Source organism: Rahnella sp. PCH160, from assembly GCF_047784855.1.
Classification (GTDB): Bacteria; Pseudomonadota; Gammaproteobacteria; order Enterobacterales; family Enterobacteriaceae; genus Rahnella.
The window spans coordinates 293,484-312,129 of sequence record NZ_JBLOGT010000001.1 but is presented as its reverse complement, the minus strand read 5'-3'; the positions used below and the strand labels follow the sequence as shown (position 1 = coordinate 312,129).

Here is an 18,646-nt window from a genome sequence, read left to right as displayed (position 1 = left end):
TGATGTCTCAACAGGTGAAACATGACAGCGCCGTGCTGGTGCATTTTACGTTGAAACTGGAAGACGGTTCGACGGCAGAATCAACCCGCGCTAATGGGAAACCCGCGCTGTTTCGCCTTGGCGATGGCAGCTTGTCTGACGCGCTGGAGAATCAGTTGTTAGGTCTGGTGGTGGGCGACAAGCGTGCATTTACCCTTGCACCTGAATCGGCTTTCGGGGGCAAAAGCCCCGATCTGGTTCAGTTCTTTTCGCGCCGTGACTTCCAGGAAACAGGCGTGCCGGATGTCGGCACGATTATGCTGTTTTCCGGGCGTGACGGCAGCGAAATGCCGGGCGTGGTGCGTGAGGTGACGGAAGATTCTATCACTGTCGATTTCAACCATCCGCTGGCGGGCCAGCATATCGATTTCGATATTGAAGTGCTGGAAATCGACCCGCAACGGGAGGAGAAGCATGCAGATATTGCTGGCTAATCCGCGAGGATTTTGTGCGGGCGTTGACCGTGCAATCAGCATCGTAGAACGCGCGCTGGAAATTTACGGCGCGCCGATTTACGTTCGTCATGAAGTGGTGCATAACCGCTATGTGGTTGACAGTCTGCGTCAGCGCGGGGCAATTTTTATCGAGCAAATCAGCGAAGTGCCTGACGGCTCGATTCTGATTTTCTCGGCTCACGGCGTGTCTCAGGCCGTCCGTGCAGAGGCCAAAGCGCGTGACCTGACCATGTTGTTTGACGCCACGTGTCCGCTTGTGACCAAAGTCCATATGGAAGTTGCACGTGCCAGCCGTAAGGGCACTGAAGCGATTCTGATTGGTCACGCCGGTCACCCGGAAGTGGAAGGCACAATGGGCCAGTACAGCAACCCGAACGGGGGAATGTATCTGGTGGAGGCGCCGGAAGACGTCTATAAATTGCAGGTGAAAGATGAAAATAACCTGTGCTTTATGACGCAAACCACGCTTTCTGTTGATGATACTTCTGCGGTGATTGATGCACTGCGTGAGCGTTTCCCGAAGATTATCGGGCCACGCAAAGACGATATTTGCTATGCGACAACCAACCGTCAGGAAGCCGTGCGAACGCTGGCGGATGGTGCGGATGTCGTGCTGGTAGTCGGGTCGAAAAACTCTTCCAACTCCAACCGTCTGGCGGAACTGGCTCAGCGCGTCGGTGTGCCTTCTTATCTGATCGACTCTGCGGCAGATATCCAGGAAAGCTGGCTGAAAAATGCGAAAAGCATTGGCGTAACGGCCGGCGCTTCAGCACCGGATATTCTGGTGCAGGACGTGATCAGCAAGCTGAAAGCGTTTGGTTGCCTCGATGTGATTAATATCGAAGGGCGCGAAGAAAATATCGTCTTCGAAGTACCGAAAGAGTTGCGTGTGGATGTGCGTCAGATCGACTGATGAAACGCATAAAATTAAAAAACCGGCTCACGTGGCCGGTTTTTTTACGTCTTTTGTCAGGCTCCCCTTAAGGGGTTCCGAGTTTGAACAGATTCTGCGGCGCGCCGACGGTCGTCGTTTGGGCGTGCAGCAACGCGCCTTCCAGTGCATGCGGGGTATCCAGATTTTTGCGCGCCGAGGTAATAAATATCTCAGTCATATCCGGGCCACCAAAGGTGCAGCAGCTTGGCTGCGTGACGGGCACCGGCAGGGTATCCAGCGTCAGCAGTTCCCCCTGATTAATCTGCTGGCGTAACAGGCACTTTGAGCCCCAGCAGGCGGTAATCAGCCAGCCGTTTTGCGTCAGCGCCGAGCCGTCAGGTATTTTATCGCCGGAAGAGTAACAGGAGATTTTCAGAGGATTCATGCGTCGCGCGTTAGCGGAATAAAAGCGTTTTTTCCGGCTGTCTGCAAACCACACTTTGCCTTCATACCAGACCAGCGTATTGGTCGTTCCCACGTTATCGAGCATGACTTCAGGCTTTTCAGCCCCGGCTTCAAAGCGGTACCACGCGCCGGTCATCTGCTTTTCTTCAATATCCATTGTGCCAAACCAGAGTGACCCATCGGGCGCGACAGCGGCTTCGTTTGGACGCGTTCCTTCCGCGCCAGGGTAATCGCAGAGTTTTTGCCGGATTTCGGATTCATAGTCGTACAGATGAACGCCATCCTGAGAAACCAGCAAAAAGACATTTCGTTTTTGCGTTAACAATACGGCGCTGGTCAGGGAAGGGAGTTCGTGGATTTCAGTCTGGCCGGAGGCTGGCCAGTAACGTAATACGCGCTGCGCCAGGATATCGACCCACAATAATGACTGGGTGCGCTGGCACCAGACGGGCGTTTCACCCAATTCGGCTCGATAGTCGCCAATGGCAGTTATGTCGGACCGGAAAAATGCTGACATCGCAAAGCTCTCCTGCTGGCTGCAAAGTGGATATAGCGAAAAACTGTCTGTGATCAGTCTAGTCTGGCTTTGCCCGCAGGGAATAACAATGAAGTAAAAAGAAAGGGCCAGCCCGTCAATAAGACGTAAAGCTGGCCCCTGAAGTTCAATCATTCAGACTTAGAAATCGTATCTCAGGCGGATCAGGTTCATATCACCGAGATTATCGGTAGAGGAAGTGAACACATGTTCGTAATCAACACGGAAACCGTAATCAAGCTGGACAGACACACCCAGACCGTTATCGATGCGCTGATAGTTACGGCCAGTCACATAAGTCAGGCGGTCACCCATGAAGTATGGCTGAATGGTTTTCACAGCAAGCTGGTTGATTGGGAATGCATAGCCCAGGAAATATTCCAGACCGTACGCATCACCCGCGAAGAAGTGATCTTCAGTTTTCAGGCCAGTGGTCAGGAAGTCATGGTAATAACCGCCACCGAAGGACGCGGTCCAGTTGCCTGGTTTCCAGCTCAGAGCGGTACCCACGATGCTCTGATTGTAGTCTTTCGAAGTATTGTTATTCGGGTTTTTCATTTCTGCGTCGGTGTAGTTGTACGCAGTACCCCATGTCAGCTCTTTGGTGATGTGGTAATCCACGCCCACGGAACCGCCACCGTTACGTTTGTAACGCAGGCTGTTTTTGCCGGTCAGTAAATCGTTATCTGAGAACAGATAAGACGCATATACATCAGCATCGCCAAAGGTATTTTTGTATTTCAGCATCTTACGTGAACGGTAAGAACCATCGTAGTCGCCGTTAACACCGTTGCCTGGTGCCTGGGCGAGCATGTCGTAGTCCCAGATATCCGTTTTCGCACCGACTACATCATAATAGACGCTGTTCTGCTGGCCGAAAGTCAGCTGACCGTAGGTTTTGCTTTTCAGACCGGTGTACAGCATACGACGGGTCGTATTGTGCGCGCCGGCAGCGTGGTGATTATCCCAGCCAGTCAGTGCCGGAATATTGACACCCAGCTCGTAGTAGTTAATCCAGCTGATATCGTCAAACAGATAATAATCGGTGGAGAAACGGAAACGTGTACCGCCATCAAAACCGTTGGTTTTGTAGTTTTTCACGCCGTTCTGGAATTGGAACTGTGGACGAATACTCCCGCCAACTTGAAATTGCAGACGGCTCAGCGGATCGTTTGGCTGCGGGTCTTGTTTAATCAGTGTGATTTCTGCGTGTGAGGCAAAGGAAGCCAGACCAAACAGCAGGCCTGCAGTCGCCACTTGCGTGACTTTGTTAAGTTTGAATTTCATGTTAAGTCCCTGCGCCAATATACTTATCCGAAAGAACCGGAGGTGAATTGGCGGTGTATTTTTATTATTTCCCCTTACCGGTAACTGTCTGGTCAGGGTGAAGACGCGCCTCATGGAACCAGGCTACTTATTCTAACGTGCCTAAATCAAATTTAGGTGGTTAAAATTAGGTTGCTATTTATTATCACAATCATTGATTTTATCAATATTATTTCATCACATATAATAAAAAATTAATGTTTCAGATCTAAGAAAAGGCGAGTTTGTTCTTTTATTTGTCTTACGCAGCGCGGAGATACCACGGTGATAATTCGTATCTTGCTATATTTCCTCTGCACAGGAATGTTGTAATGCCGGGGTTATTTGCTGCGTTTTCAGACTGGCGGGAAAGAGTGCCGCACGGTGCATTGAAGCGATGCCGGGCGTTTATGCACGGAAATGAATGATTATGCGAAGTGCTTGGGGGAGGGGGTTTAAGGCATTTTTTCTCAATCGGTTCCGATTTTACGAACCGTTTAACACAAAAACTCAGATTACGTAACCTGAAATCAGATGGCTTTTACTGATGTTAACCGGCCTGTATCATAATTTTCTAATTATGAGGCAATTTCTCTGGCTCCTGGATCGCAGGGTCGATAACCTGATTCTGTTTCACGGCAGAACGACTATAAGAAGAGAGTAGTAATTATGAGTAACGCTGATATTCGCATGGCTATCGTTGGCGCGGGCGGTCGTATGGGCCGGCAGCTGATTCAGGCCGTTTCTGATACCGATGGCGTGGTATTGGGCGCTGCGCTGGAGCGCAAGGGTTCTTCACTGGTCGGCGCCGATGCGGGCGAACTGGCGGGTACCGGCACTTCCGGCATCAGAGTGAATGATGACCTCGATGCGGTGGCGAATGACTTCGATATTCTGATCGACTTCACCCGCCCGGAAGGCACGCTGGCGCACCTGGCTTTTTGTCAGAAACACCATAAAGGTATGATTATTGGCACTACGGGCTTCGATGACGCCGGTAAGGCCACAATTAAGCAGGCTTCAGAAAGTATTCCTGTGGTTTTTGCCGCTAACTTTAGCGTGGGCGTGAACGTAGTGCTCAAGTTACTGGAAAAAGCCGCGAAGGTGATGGGCGATTATACGGATATCGAAATTGTGGAGGCGCATCATCGCCACAAAGTCGATGCGCCTTCTGGCACTGCGCTGGCGATGGGCGAGGCGATTGCTGATGCTCTGGGCCGTGATCTGAAAGAGTGCGCCGTGTATGCCCGCGAAGGCCATACCGGCGAACGTGATCCGAAAAGCATTGGTTTTGCGACCATTCGTGCCGGGGATATTGTCGGTGAGCATACCGCCATGTTTGCAGACATTGGTGAGCGCGTTGAGATAACGCACAAGGCTTCCAGCCGTATGACTTTCGCAAATGGCGCGGTTCGTGCGGCAAAATGGCTTTCTTCGCATAAAAGTGGTCTTTATGACATGCGGGATGTGCTTGGTTTAGATGATTTGTAGCAGATGATTTAGATGTGATGTGGTTGTTTTGGTCATAATCTTTTGATAAAAGGGCAGTTCCTTGATTGCCCTTCTCTTTTTATTCTTAAAATATCGGTTATGGGGTCGATTCTTTCTGTATCACTTATTTTTATATATTTTCCTCCTAAATACTCCGTGCTCTGTCTGTTTTTTGAGCGCAGCACCTTCCCTGATTTGCAATAACCTCGTTTACATCACCATTTTTCAGACATCGCCTTCCGCAAACGGTTACTATACTGACTTTGGCTGTGCTTTTATGGCGGTAAGCGGGTCTTTTCCCTGAGTTGTGCGAAAAACAGAGAAATAATGATGCTTTTGGTAGACAAACCTCATCACCCTCTCTAAAATGCCGCCGTTTGCCAAAAATTGGCTTTGGGAGCAATTTTTGCATTGATTTAGATCTCGTTATCTGAATTAATATGCAAATATTGTGATTTATTATTCTTGGAGGATGCTTTGATAAAGTCAGCGCTATTGGTTCTGGAAGACGGAACCCAATTCCACGGTCGGGCCATCGGGGCAGAAGGGTCGGCAGTGGGGGAAGTGGTCTTCAATACCTCGATGACCGGTTATCAAGAAATCCTCACTGATCCTTCCTATTCCCGCCAAATTGTCACTCTCACTTATCCCCATATCGGTAATGTCGGCACCAATGCCGCTGATGAAGAATCCTCCGCAGTACACGCTCAAGGCCTGGTCATTCGCGATTTGCCTCTGATCGCCAGCAACTACCGCAATGAAGAAAACCTCTCTGATTACCTTAAGCGCAATAACATTGTTGCCATCGCCGATATTGATACCCGTAAACTGACGCGCCTGCTTCGTGAAAAAGGTGCGCAAAATGGCTGCATCATCGCCGGCGATTCACCAGATGCTCAACTTGCGCTGCAAAAAGCCCAAGCTTTCCCGGGGCTGAAAGGGATGGATCTGGCAAAAGAAGTCACGACAGCAGAATCCTACAGCTGGCAGCAAGGCAGCTGGACGCTGGAAGGTGAGTTGCCTGAAGCGAAGAAAAATGAAGAATTACCGTTCCATGTCGTGGCCTACGACTACGGCGCGAAACGCAATATCCTGCGCATGCTGGTGGATCGCGGTTGCCGCCTGACGGTGGTTCCGGCGCAGACTCCGGCGGCCGAAGTGCTGAAACTTAATCCGGACGGCATTTTCCTGTCCAACGGTCCGGGTGACCCGGAGCCTTGCGATTACGCTATCGCTGCGATTAAAACTTTCCTCGAAACCGACATTCCGGTGTTCGGCATCTGCCTGGGCCATCAGTTACTGGCTCTCGCCAGCGGCGCGAAGACGCTGAAAATGAAACTCGGCCACCACGGCGGTAACCACCCGGTTAAAGATATCGATAACAACGTGGTGATGATTACGGCGCAGAACCACGGTTTTGCGGTCGATGAAAGCAATCTGCCAGCAAACTTGCGTGTCACGCACAAATCGCTGTTCGACCACACGGTTCAGGGCATCCACCGCACCGATAAAGCGGCATTCAGCTTCCAGGGACACCCGGAAGCGAGCCCCGGTCCGCATGACGCTGCGCCACTGTTCGACCATTTTATCGAACTGATAAACGCTTACCGCGCTTCTCATAACAACAACGCCACTCTTATAAGCAAATAAATCAGGAGCGAATAAAAAATGCCAAAACGTACAGACATAAAAAGCATCCTGATTCTGGGCGCAGGTCCGATTGTTATCGGCCAGGCTTGTGAGTTCGACTACTCCGGCGCACAGGCGTGTAAAGCGCTGCGCGAAGAGGGTTACCGCGTCATTTTGGTGAACTCCAACCCGGCAACCATCATGACTGACCCTGACATGGCCGATGCGACGTATATCGAGCCGATTACCTGGGAAGTGGTGCGCAAGATTATCGAAAAAGAACGTCCGGACGCCGTTCTGCCTACCATGGGCGGCCAGACTGCACTGAACTGTGCGCTGGAGCTGGAACGTCACGGCGTGCTGGAAGAATTCGGCGTGACCATGATTGGTGCGACCGCAGACGCCATTGATAAAGCCGAAGACCGTCGCCGCTTTGACATTGCGATGAAGAAAATCGGTCTTGATACCGCTCGTTCAGGCATTGCGCATACCATGGAAGAAGCGCTGGTTATCGCCGCTGACGTGGGTTTCCCGTGTATCATTCGTCCTTCATTCACCATGGGCGGCACCGGTGGCGGTATCGCATATAACCGCGAAGAGTTCGAAGAGATTTGCGAACGCGGCCTGGATCTTTCCCCCACCAAAGAGCTGCTGATTGATGAGTCGCTGATTGGCTGGAAAGAGTATGAGATGGAAGTGGTGCGTGATAAAAACGATAACTGCATCATCGTCTGCTCAATCGAAAACTTCGATGCGATGGGGATTCACACCGGTGACTCCATCACTGTCGCGCCCGCGCAGACCCTGACCGACAAAGAATACCAGATCATGCGTAACGCCTCGATGGCGGTACTGCGTGAAATCGGCGTAGAAACCGGCGGTTCAAACGTCCAGTTCTCGGTCAACCCGAAAAATGGCCGCCTGATTGTTATCGAAATGAACCCGCGCGTTTCCCGTTCTTCTGCGCTGGCCTCTAAAGCGACCGGCTTCCCGATTGCAAAAGTCGCCGCGAAACTGGCTGTCGGCTATACCCTTGATGAACTGATGAACGACATCACCGGTGGCAAAACGCCTGCATCGTTCGAACCGTCTATCGACTACGTTGTGACGAAAATCCCTCGCTTTAACTTCGAGAAATTTGCCGGTGCTAACGACCGTCTGACTACGCAAATGAAATCTGTCGGCGAAGTGATGGCGATTGGCCGCACCCAGCAGGAATCTCTGCAAAAAGCGTTGCGCGGTCTGGAAGTCGGCGCCAGCGGCTTCGACCCGAAAGTGAGCCTGGATGACCCGGAAGCGCTGACCAAAATCCGCCGCGAGCTGAAAGAAGCGGGCGCGGAACGCATCTGGTACATCGCGGACGCTTTCCGCGCCGGGATGTCTGTTGACGGTATCTTCAACCTGACCAACGTTGACCGCTGGTTCCTGGTGCAGATTGAAGAACTGGTGAAGCTGGAGAACGAAGTCGCCGAAGGCGGTTTCAACATCCTGACGCAGGATTACCTGCGCATGCTCAAACGCAAAGGCTTTGCTGACCTGCGTCTGGCGACGCTGGTCGGCGTTTCAGAAAGCGAAGTGCGCAAACTGCGCCACAAATACAATCTGCACCCGGTTTACAAACGTGTGGATACCTGTGCGGCGGAATTCTCGACGGACACCGCGTACATGTACTCCACGTATGAAGAAGAGTGCGAATCCAACCCGACCAATGACAAGCCAAAAATCATGGTACTGGGCGGTGGACCAAACCGTATCGGTCAGGGTATCGAGTTCGACTACTGCTGCGTGCACGCCTCACTGGCGCTGCGTGAAGACGGTTACGAAACCATTATGGTCAACTGTAACCCGGAAACGGTTTCGACCGACTACGACACCTCTGATCGCCTGTACTTCGAATCCGTGACGCTGGAAGACGTGCTGGAAATCGTGCGCATCGAGCAGCCGAAAGGCGTCATCGTGCAGTACGGTGGTCAGACCCCGCTGAAACTGGCGCGTGAACTCGAAGCCGCTGGCGTGCCGATTATCGGCACCAGCCCGGATGCCATTGACCGCGCCGAAGACCGCGAACGTTTCCAGCAGGCGGTTCACCGTCTGGGCCTGAAACAACCGGCTAACGCCACGGTCTCGACCATTGAACAAGCCGTTGAGAAAGCCGCTGGCTTGGGTTATCCGCTGGTGGTTCGTCCGTCCTATGTTCTGGGCGGCCGTGCGATGGAAATCGTATACGACGAAATCGACCTGCGTCGTTACTTCCAGAATGCGGTCAGCGTTTCCAACGATGCGCCGGTTCTGCTGGACCGCTTCCTGGATGACGCAATCGAAGTGGACGTTGACGCAATCTGCGACGGCGAACGCGTGCTGATTGGCGGCATCATGGAGCACATCGAACAGGCGGGCGTTCACTCCGGTGACTCCGCATGTTCACTGCCTTGCTACACGCTGAGCCAGGAAATTCAGGACGTGATGCGTCAGCAGGTCGAGAAACTGGCCTTCGAGCTGAGCGTTCGTGGCCTGATGAACGTCCAGTTCGCGGTGAAAAACAACGAAGTTTATCTGATTGAGGTCAACCCGCGCGCCGCACGTACCGTACCGTTCGTGTCCAAAGCGACCGGTGTACCGCTGGCGAAAGTGGCGGCCCGCGTCATGGCAGGCCAGACGCTGGCGCAGCAGGGCATCACAAAAGAAGTGATCCCGCCTTACTACTCCGTCAAAGAAGTGGTGCTGCCGTTCAATAAATTCCCTGGCGTTGACCCGATTCTCGGGCCAGAAATGCGTTCTACCGGTGAAGTCATGGGGGTCGGCCGCACTTTCGCAGAAGCGTTTGCGAAAGCGCAACTGGGCAGCAACTCCGGCATGAAGAAAGCCGGTCGCGCGCTGTTGTCAGTGCGTGAAGGCGACAAAGGCCGCGTGGTGGATTTGGCCGCGAAACTGCTGAAACGTGGCTTCGAACTCGATGCAACTCACGGCACTGCAGTGGTACTGGGCGAAGCCGGGATTAACCCGCGTCTGGTCAACAAGGTGCATGAAGGCCGTCCGCACATTCAGGACCGTATCAAAAACGGTGAGTATGTGTACATTGTCAACACCACGGCGGGCCGTCAGGCGATTGAAGACTCCAAGCTGATTCGTCGCAGTGCGCTGCAATACAAAGTGCATTACGACACCACGCTCAACGGTGGTTTCGCCACGGCGATGGCGCTGTCTTCTGACCCGACCGAACAGGTGACTTCCGTGCAGGAAATGCACGCGAAAATCAAAGGGTGATGGCATAATTGGTTGGCAAAAGGCGTGGCGAAAGCTGCGCCTTTTTCATTTAATGCGTCAGGATTTCAACAGAAAGCCCAAAATTGCGTATGCTGAAGTAAATGAAATAAGACAAGAGACCTGCATGATTTTAATAATTTACGCCCATCCTTATCCGCGCCATTCGCGGGCCAATCAGGGACTGCTCTCGGCAGTATCAGATTTACCCAACGTCGAAATCCGCTCGCTGTACGACCTTTACCCCGATTTCAATATCGACATTGACGCTGAACAGAAAGCCGTCGAGCGCGCCGATCTGGTGGTCTTCCAGCATCCGATCCAGTGGTACAGCCTGCCGCCGCTGATGAAATTGTGGATAGATAAAGTGCTGGAGCACGGCTGGGCCTACGGCCATGAGGGCAATGCGCTTAACGGAAAACATTGCCTGTGGGCGGTGACCACTGGCGGTAACGAGCATCATTTTGAACTGGGCGACCACCCGAATTTCGATGTACTGGCGCAGCCATTACAGGCGACGGCCGTTTACTGCGGCATGCACTGGTTGCCGTATTTTGCGGTGCATAACACGTTCATTTGTGACGAAGTGGCGCTGAAAGCCGCCGGAGAGGAATACCGCCAACGCCTGACTGCCTGCCTGAGTCTGAAAGAAGGCTGCCCGACGGAGGTGAATCATGGATAACCATACCCTGATGATTGAAGGGCTGATTTATCTCGGCTCCGCGGCGCTGTTTGTACCGATTGCCGTCCGCCTCGGGCTGGGCTCCGTGCTGGGTTATCTGATTGCGGGCTGCATTATCGGGCCGTGGGGATTGAAACTGGTGTCTGATGCCGAGTCGATTCTGACGTTTGCGGAAATCGGCGTGGTGCTGATGCTGTTTGTGATTGGTCTGGAGCTTGATCCTAAACGGTTATGGACCATGCGCGCTTCCGTTTTTGGCGGCGGCAGTATTCAGATGGCCGGTTGCGGCGCGGTACTCAGTGCATTTTGTTATTTCCTCGGGCTGGACTGGAAAGTTGCCTTACTGATAGGCATGACGCTGGCGCTGTCTTCCACCGCGATTGCCATGCAGGCGATGAGCGAACGCAGCCTGACGGCGTCACCCATTGGCCGCAGCGCGTTTGCCGTGCTGCTGTTCCAGGATATAGCCGCGATCCCGCTGGTGGCAATGATCCCACTTCTTGCCAGCACCGGCGAAGCCACGACGCTCCTGAGCTTCGGTCTGTCGGCGGCAAAAGTGGCCGGTGCGCTGGTGCTGGTGGTGTTGCTCGGGCGCTATGTCACGCGACCTTTGCTGCATTTCGTTGCCCGTTCCGGCATGCGTGAAGTGTTCAGTGCCGTCGCACTTTTCCTGGTGTTCGGTTTCGGCATTCTGCTGGAAATGGCCGGCATGTCGATGGCGATGGGCGCGTTTCTGGCGGGCGTATTGCTGGCGAGCTCGGAATATCGCCACGCGCTGGAAAGCGATATTCAGCCATTCAAAGGTTTACTGCTTGGGCTGTTCTTTATCGGCGTCGGGATGTCTATCGACTTCGGCACGCTGGTGCATCAGCCGTTGCTGATCGCCACCTTGCTGGTGGGCTTTATGGCGCTCAAGGCGGCGCTGTTGTGGCTGATTGCACCGTGGCTGGGTGTTCCGAAAAAGCAGCGCGGCCTGTTTGCAATCTTAATCGGGCAGGGCAGTGAATTCGCCTTTGTGATTTTCAGTGCTGCGAAAATGGCCGGCGTGATGCCTGACGAATGGTCAAAAGCGCTGACGCTTGCCGTTGCGCTTTCTATGGCTGTCACACCGCTGCTTTTGGTGATTGCGAGCCGCCTGGAGCGTAATGCGCCGAAAGATGATCGTCCGCAGGACACCATTGACGACGAAAATGCGCAGGTGATTATCGCCGGGTTTGGTCGTTTCGGGCAGATTGCCGGTCGTTTGTTGCTGGCCAACAATGTTCATACCGTCGTTCTGGATCACGATCCGGACCATATCGAAACGCTGCGAAAATTCGGTACCAAAGTGTTTTACGGTGACGCGACCCGCGTGGATTTGCTGGAATCGGCAGGCGCAGCGCAGGCCAAAGTCCTGATCAACGCCATCGATGATGTCGAAGCCAACCTGCAACTGACGGCGCTGGCAAAAGAGCATTTCCCTAATCTGAAAGTGATTGCGCGTGCCCGCGACGTTGACCACTGGTATCAGTTACGCCAGTTAGGTGTGGAAGCGCCGGAGCGTGAACTGTTTGAAGGTTCCCTGCGTGTGGGGCGTGACGTGCTCGAAGAACTCGGGCTGGATGCGTATGAAGCGCGCGAAAAAGCCGATTTGTTCCGCTGCTATAACCTGAAAATGCTGGAAGCGACCATTGAGAACTACGAAGATACTGAATTCCGTATTGCCAGTATGCAACGTGCGAAAGACATGCTGACCGCGGCTATCGAGCAGGATCAGGTACGTCTGTCATCGGTTCAGTCTGGCTGGCGCGGAAGTATTGATGGCAAAGCGCCGGAAAAGGATGTGATTGAAGCGAAGGGATAAACGCAGAAACCATTAACGTGTTAACGGAAAGCCGGCATCCGCAGTGCCGGCTTTTTTGATCAGCTCAGCGCGACTTTGATGCCTAAACCAATCAGCACGCCGCCGAGCAGTTTATCGATAATTTTCTGTGCTTTTGCCAGACCACGGCGAACCGGGGCGCTCTGGATTAATAACGCCAGCGAAGGCCACCAGACCAGGGATAAGCTGACAATAATCGACGCGTACCACAGCTTTTCGCCAAGAGTGGAGTTGATCTGCAATACCTGCGTAAACATCGCCAGGAAAAACAGTGTCGCTTTCGGGTTCAGCAGATTACACAGATAACCCTGCACGAATGCGGTACGCAGTTTGACCTGCTGCGGTTCCAGCCCGTCGAGATTCATTTTGCTGTTGCTGCGCGAGAACAATGCCTGAATGCCGACCCAGATCAGATAGACGGCGCCGACGTATTTCAGCAAATCAAACAGCCACGGCGTGGTGGTGATCACCACCGCCAGACCGGCCACGCAATAAGACATGTGCGTGATGACGCCGCAAATAACACCCAGTGACGTCATGAGTGCCGCTACGCGCGGGTATCGGGCTGCATTTTTGATGACCAGAAAGAAATCAGGGCCGGGGGAAAGCATGCCGAGGAACGCAATACTGGCAACAAAAAGGGTGGTTTCAAGCATGTAAATAACCGTTGTTAATGTTCAGAGCAAAATGAAGGCCGCATGATACGCCAATCCTTCGCAAGATAAATCACTCTTATGGCTTTTTTTGCGACGGGTGTTTATGGAAATAGCGGCGACTGTACCGTAAACGCCCCGGTGTGTAAGCGTTGTTGTACAAGGCCAGTGAGAAGGATAAACCCCCGATCACATTTCCAGCATTTTCGGCTGGGTTAGTGAAAGTTTTTCCGGTTTTTAACGCCCTTTTATGCCGGAAACTGGCACGACAGGCGGGTAAAATCCTGCGAGGGTAAGCGCTCTCTTATATCTTTGTAAAGCGTGAGTCTCCCTATCGACGGCTGATTGGGCTTTCCGTATAGTGTGGGCTGTTTTTTTGGGTCTCTTCAATCAACACAGGGCTTCATAATGATTATCAGCCTGATCGCCGCACTGGCGACCGATCGCGTTATTGGCATGGAAAACGCAATGCCTTGGCATTTACCCGGTGATCTGGCCTGGTTTAAGCGTAATACGCTCAACAAACCTGTCATCATGGGGCGCAAAACGTTCGAGTCGATTGGGCGTCCGTTACCCGGCCGGCTGAATATCGTCATCAGCTCAAAGCCTGGTGAACACGACGGCGTGACCTGGGTGACCTCTCTGGATGCCGCACTGGCCGCAGCCGGTGACGTGGAAGAAGTGATGGTGATGGGCGGTGGCCGCGTGTACGAGCAATTATTGCCGAAGGCGAACCGTTTATATCTGACCCACATTGATGCGGAAGTGGAAGGGGACACGCATTTCCCTGACTACGAGCCGGATGACTGGGAAAGCACGTTCAGCGAGTTCCACGACGCTGATGAGCAAAACTCTCACGGCTACTGCTTCGAAATTCTTGACCGGCGCGCCTGATTTTTCGGGCTGATGCGTAAAGCCAAAAGGCACCTTTCAGAGGTGCCTTTTGTATTTTATCCCGCCGCAAAATTACAGCATTTTCGGCAGTTCAGCTTGCTCTTTTTCTTTGTGGCGGTTCGACGGTTGGGTGAAATAGGTTTTATCTTCCCAGCGCAGCATCGTTAAATCCCCGCCCCAGCAACAACCGGTATCCAGCGCGTAAATGCCTTCCGGCGCGCCTTTCCCTTCCAGCGATGCCCAGTGACCAAACGCAATGCTGTAACCCGCCTCCTGCACCGGACCCGGAATATCAAACCAGGGTTTGAGGGGCCTTGGCGCGTTCTCCGGCACATCTTTGCAAATCATATCCAGCTGCCCGTTCGGGAAACAGTAGCGCATGCGGGTGAACGCATTGGTGCTGAAACGTAAACGAGCCAGACCGCTGAGCTCTGGATGCCAGTTGTTCGGCATGTCTCCGTACATGGCATCGAGAAACAGCGGATAGGTGTCGCTGCTCAGCACGGCTTCCACTTCACGGGCGCACATTTTCGCGGTGTCGAGATCCCACTGCGGCGTAATGCCCGCATGAGCCATCACCAGTTTCAGGTCATCATCCACCTGCAACACCGGCTGGCGGCGCAGCCAGTTGATCAGCTCATCGGCATCTTCTGCTTCGAGCAAAGGCGTGATGCGGTCTTTCGGCTTGTTAAAGCTAATGCCTGCGTAAACCGCCAGCAGATGCAAATCGTGATTACCCAGCACCATTCTCACGCAATCGCCCAAACCGCTGACAAAACGCAGTACTTCATGCGAAGCAGGCCCGCGTGCGACGAGATCGCCCGTCAGCCAGAGAGCATCATTTTGCGGATCAAAATCCACTTGCGCCAACAGCGCCTTGAGTTCATCGATGCAGCCGTGAACGTCACCAATAAGATATGTCGACATGTGGATTAATTTATCAGTGTAGGGATGGCGAGGCGGAAGACCGGAACCGGCACACGGAAGCTTTCACCGTTGTGCGTGATCATTTCGTAATGGCCTTCCATCGTGCCCAGCGGCGTTTCTAAAATCGCACCGCTGGTGTAGTGGAATTCGTTGCCAGGCAGGATCAGCGGCTGTTCACCGATAACCCCTTCGCCCTGGACTTCAGTCTGACAGCCGTTACTGTTGGTGATTAACCAGTAACGGCGAAGCAGTTGCACATTAAAACGCCCCAGATTGCGGACAGTGATGGTGTAGGCGAAGACAAAACGTTCTTCTTCCGGTATCGACTGTGACTCAACGTAGATACTTTGCACCTGAACACAAACACGGGGCGAATTAAGCATAACGCTACTCCTGAGGTTCCGGGGTTTTAGGTCGCGTGGACAACCAGTTAGCCAGTTTACAGAATTGCTCAACCGAAATATTTTCAGCACGCATGCTGAGATCCAGCCCCAGATCGCTCATTTGTTCTGGTGTGAACAGATGGCCCAGACTGTTGCGGATAGTCTTGCGGCGCTGGTTGAACGCATCGGTGGTCAGACGGCTGAGAATACGAATATCTGAGACCGGGTAAGGAATATTGTCGTGTGGGACTAAACGGACCACGGCCGAATCAACTTTCGGTGCCGGCGTGAAGGACTCCGGTGGCACTTCCAGTACCGGGATAATGTTGCAGTAATACTGCGCCATCACCGTTAAACGACCATACGCTTTGCTGTTCGGGCCTGCAACCAGGCGGTTCACCACTTCCTTCTGCAACATGAAGTGCATGTCTTTGATGGCATTCGTGTAGGTGAACAGATGGAACATCAGCGGCGTCGAAATGTTATAAGGCAAATTGCCGAATACGCGCAGCGGCTGGCCTAATTCTTCGGAGAGTTCCGCGAAATTAACTTTCATCGCATCAGACTGGATAACGCGCAGCTTGCCCTGAAACTTTGGATTGCTTTCCAGGCGCGCGGCCAAATCACGGTCAATTTCGATCACCGTCATACTATCCAGACGTGAGGCAACCGGCGCCGTCAAGGCAGCCAAACCGGGCCCGATTTCGACGACAGATTCGCCCGGCATAGGATGAATGGCCGACACGATGCTATCGATAACAAACTGATCGGTTAAGAAGTTTTGCCCAAAACGTTTACGGGCAAAGTGACCTTGGTGGACTCTACTATTCATTGTTGTTATTTATCGTTGCTGTTATTTGCCATACGAATGGCGAGATTTATTGCTGTCTTGAAACTGCCTGCATCGGCAGTGCCGGTTGCAGCGAGTTCAAGGGCGGTGCCGTGATCAACGGAAGTCCGGATAAAGGGAAGGCCCAGCGTGATATTCACGGCGCGACCAAATCCCTGATATTTTAGCACCGGAAGGCCCTGATCGTGATACATCGATAAAACAGCATCGGCGTGTTGCAGATATTTAGGCTGGAATAACGTATCGGCGGGCAGCGGGCCAATAAGATGCATTCCCTGCTGGCGCAGTTCTTCCAGCGCAGGAATGATGGTGTCTATCTCTTCATGACCCATATGACCGCCTTCACCCGCGTGCGGATTCAGACCACATACGTAGATTTGCGGCTCGGCGATGCCGAATTTGGTTCTCAGGTCATGATTCAAAATGGTGATGACTTCGTGCAAACATTGACGCGTGATCGCACCCGGTACGGCTAATAACGGTAAATGCGTAGTCGCCAGTGCGACACGCAACTCTTCCGTTGCCAGCATCATCACGACACGGTTGCAATGGCTGCGGTCTGCGAAGAATTCGGTATGGCCGATGAACGGGATACCGGCATCGTTGATAATGCTCTTTTGCACCGGGCCGGTGATCAGTGCGGCAAACTCGCCGCTGATTGCGCCATCGCAGGCACGGGCGAGCGTTTCAATGACATAATGGCTGTTGGCGACATTCAGTTTACCGGGCGTCACAGGCACAGCCGTGCTGACTGGTAAAACCGTTAATGTCCCTGCGGCCTGAGGTTCTGCCGGGCTGTCTTTTTGGTATTCGCGCAACCGGATCTTCAGACCCAGTTTTTCAGCGCGATCAAGCAGCAGGGCCGGATCGGCACACACCACCAACTCAACAGGCCATGCCTGCTGAGCCAGCGCCAGTACCAGATCCGGCCCAACCCCGGCAGGTTCGCCGGGGGTAATGACGACAGATTTCGTTGTCAGAGTTTTATTGTCCATTACCGTCCATAATTTTCACGTACGCTTCAGCACGTTGTTCCTGCATCCAGGTCTGAGCTTCTTCCGCAAATTTACGGTTGAACAGCATGCGGTAAGCACGTTCTTTCTGTGCTGCATCTGTTTTATCCACCTGACGGGTATCCAGTAACTGGATCAGGTGCCAGCCGAAGGAGGAGTGAACCGGCGTACTGACTTCACCTTTTTTCAGGTTCATCAGCGCATCGCGGAACGCCGGATCGTACATATCCGGAGACGCCCAACCTAAATCGCCGCCCTGATTTGCAGAGCCTGGATCCTGAGAAAGCTGTTTGGCTTCATCAGCAAACGTTGCTTTGCCACTCTTAATATCAGCGGCAGCCTGCTCCAGCTTCGCACGTGCCTGCGCATCGGTCATCACGACGGATGGCTTGATCAGGATATGGCGTGCATGGACTTCGGTCACGGAAACCGTTTTGTTATCACCACGAATATCGTTCACTTTCAGAATGTGGAAGCCCACGCCTGAACGGATCGGGCCGATAATCTGGCCTTTCTGCGCGGTGCTCAGCGCCTGAGCGAACAGGGAAGGCAGTTCCTGCAATTTGCCCCAGCCCATATTGCCGCCTTTCAGCGCCTGAGAATCAGCAGAATAGGTGATAGCCAATTTGCCGAAATCCGCACCGTTGTTCAGATCGGCGACGATTTTCTTCGCCAACTGCTCTGCAGTATCGACCTGATCCTGCGTTGGATTTTCTGGCAGTGGCAACAGAATATGGCTGAGGTTAAATTCAGCACTGCCGCCGTTCTGAGCAGCAACCTGCTTGGACAACTGATCGACTTCCTGAGGCAGAATTGTTACGCGACGGCGAACTTCGCTGTTGCGCACTTCACTGATCAGCATTTCTTTGCGGATCTGGGCACGATAGGTGCTGTAGTTAAGGCCATCGTACGCCAGACGGCTGCGCAGCTGATCAACGGAAATATTGTTCTGCTGTGCAATACCCGCAATCGCTTTATCTACATCCTGATCGGTCAGCGTGATCCCCATACGTGTCGCCATCTGCAACTGGATCTGATCCATGATCAGGCGATCGAGGATCTGATGGCGCAACGTTGCTTCATCGGGCAACTGTTGATTTGCTTGTTTGGCCTGCTGTGTCACCGACTGATACAGGCTGTCTACGTCACTTTGTAACACAACGCCGTTGTTCACGACGGCGGCAACTTTATCAACTTCCTGAGAGGCTGCAAACGCAGTGCTGGCACAAAGCGTCACGCCGAGGAGAAGTGTTCTCCAGTTCTTCATACTTTTTCCATTTGTCTAATCCGCAAGCGCGGGTTTCAAGTTCACTGAGTTCGTCGAGTCTT

Annotated in this window: 16 protein-coding genes; 8 read left to right on the top strand and 8 right to left on the bottom strand. The window is 53.0% G+C overall.

The window, feature by feature from the left end; all coding sequences use genetic code 11:
* Positions 1-2: 2 nt before the first annotated feature.
* Entirely contained in the window at positions 3-473 is a 471-nt protein-coding gene (gene fkpB, locus ACM5QY_RS01390; RefSeq protein ID WP_416122797.1) for an FKBP-type peptidyl-prolyl cis-trans isomerase, read from the top strand.
* On the top strand, positions 454-1,407 hold the full coding sequence (gene ispH / locus ACM5QY_RS01385) for a 4-hydroxy-3-methylbut-2-enyl diphosphate reductase (RefSeq protein WP_416118921.1): 954 nt from the start codon (positions 454-456) through the stop codon (positions 1,405-1,407). The genes fkpB and ispH overlap by 20 nt, the downstream gene beginning before the upstream one ends.
* 67 nt (positions 1,408-1,474) lie before the next feature.
* Here the strand turns inward: ispH and ACM5QY_RS01380 are convergent, their stop codons facing one another.
* Both ACM5QY_RS01380 and ACM5QY_RS01375 read right to left on the bottom strand, forming a co-directional pair.
* Positions 1,475-2,350 (bottom strand): SMP-30/gluconolactonase/LRE family protein, encoded by an 876-nt coding sequence (locus ACM5QY_RS01380; protein WP_416118920.1) that lies wholly within the window; start codon positions 2,348-2,350, stop codon positions 1,475-1,477.
* A gap of 159 nt (positions 2,351-2,509) precedes the next feature.
* Positions 2,510-3,655: a porin gene (locus ACM5QY_RS01375; protein ID WP_416118919.1), complete on the bottom strand. Its 1,146-nt coding sequence runs from the start codon at positions 3,653-3,655 to the stop codon at positions 2,510-2,512.
* Between the two features lie 687 nt (positions 3,656-4,342).
* Between ACM5QY_RS01375 and dapB the strand changes: the two genes are divergently transcribed.
* The 5 genes from dapB (at position 4,343) to kefC (ending at position 12,579) form a co-directional block, all read left to right on the top strand.
* A complete protein-coding gene (dapB, locus tag ACM5QY_RS01370) occupies positions 4,343-5,164 on the top strand; it encodes a 4-hydroxy-tetrahydrodipicolinate reductase (RefSeq protein WP_416118918.1) in 822 nt (273 codons plus the stop codon).
* A 477-nt stretch (positions 5,165-5,641) separates the two neighbouring features.
* Complete coding sequence (gene carA / locus ACM5QY_RS01365; RefSeq protein WP_416118917.1) at positions 5,642-6,814, top strand: glutamine-hydrolyzing carbamoyl-phosphate synthase small subunit; 1,173 nt, start codon at positions 5,642-5,644, stop codon at positions 6,812-6,814.
* Between the two features lie 18 nt (positions 6,815-6,832).
* Positions 6,833-10,057 carry a carbamoyl-phosphate synthase large subunit gene (gene carB, locus ACM5QY_RS01360; RefSeq protein WP_416118916.1) on the top strand — a complete coding sequence of 1,075 codons (3,225 nt, stop codon included), beginning with the start codon at positions 6,833-6,835 and terminating at the stop codon, positions 10,055-10,057.
* A 124-nt stretch (positions 10,058-10,181) separates the two neighbouring features.
* Positions 10,182-10,736, top strand: coding sequence for a glutathione-regulated potassium-efflux system oxidoreductase KefF (kefF, locus tag ACM5QY_RS01355; RefSeq protein WP_416118915.1), 555 nt, complete (start codon positions 10,182-10,184; stop codon positions 10,734-10,736).
* A complete protein-coding gene (gene kefC / locus ACM5QY_RS01350; protein ID WP_416118914.1) occupies positions 10,729-12,579 on the top strand; it encodes a glutathione-regulated potassium-efflux system protein KefC in 1,851 nt (616 codons plus the stop codon). The genes kefF and kefC overlap by 8 nt, the downstream gene beginning before the upstream one ends.
* Before the next feature lie 59 nt (positions 12,580-12,638).
* Here kefC and ACM5QY_RS01345 read toward each other — a convergent pair whose 3' ends face one another.
* Positions 12,639-13,253, bottom strand: coding sequence for a LysE family translocator (locus tag ACM5QY_RS01345; RefSeq protein WP_416118913.1), 615 nt, complete (start codon positions 13,251-13,253; stop codon positions 12,639-12,641).
* A gap of 405 nt (positions 13,254-13,658) precedes the next feature.
* Between ACM5QY_RS01345 and folA the strand changes: the two genes are divergently transcribed.
* Entirely contained in the window at positions 13,659-14,144 is a 486-nt protein-coding gene (gene folA, locus ACM5QY_RS01340; protein WP_416118912.1) for a type 3 dihydrofolate reductase, read from the top strand.
* Between the two features lie 72 nt (positions 14,145-14,216).
* Here folA and apaH read toward each other — a convergent pair whose 3' ends face one another.
* The 5 genes from apaH to surA are packed head-to-tail and all read right to left on the bottom strand — an operon-like array spanning position 14,217 to position 18,584.
* Positions 14,217-15,071, bottom strand: coding sequence for a bis(5'-nucleosyl)-tetraphosphatase (symmetrical) ApaH (apaH, locus tag ACM5QY_RS01335; protein WP_416118911.1), 855 nt, complete (start codon positions 15,069-15,071; stop codon positions 14,217-14,219).
* Between the two features lie 5 nt (positions 15,072-15,076).
* Positions 15,077-15,454, bottom strand: a complete 378-nt coding sequence (gene apaG, locus ACM5QY_RS01330; protein WP_416118910.1) for a Co2+/Mg2+ efflux protein ApaG — start codon at positions 15,452-15,454, stop codon at positions 15,077-15,079.
* Between the two features lie 4 nt (positions 15,455-15,458).
* On the bottom strand, positions 15,459-16,286 hold the full coding sequence (rsmA, locus tag ACM5QY_RS01325; protein ID WP_416118909.1) for a 16S rRNA (adenine(1518)-N(6)/adenine(1519)-N(6))-dimethyltransferase RsmA: 828 nt from the start codon (positions 16,284-16,286) through the stop codon (positions 15,459-15,461).
* Positions 16,287-16,291: 5 nt separating this feature from the next.
* Positions 16,292-17,299, bottom strand: a complete 1,008-nt coding sequence (gene pdxA, locus ACM5QY_RS01320; RefSeq protein ID WP_416118908.1) for a 4-hydroxythreonine-4-phosphate dehydrogenase PdxA — start codon at positions 17,297-17,299, stop codon at positions 16,292-16,294.
* Positions 17,289-18,584, bottom strand: a complete 1,296-nt coding sequence (surA, locus tag ACM5QY_RS01315; protein ID WP_416118907.1) for a peptidylprolyl isomerase SurA — start codon at positions 18,582-18,584, stop codon at positions 17,289-17,291. The genes pdxA and surA overlap by 11 nt, the downstream gene beginning before the upstream one ends.
* Between the last annotated feature and the right edge of the window lie 62 nt (positions 18,585-18,646).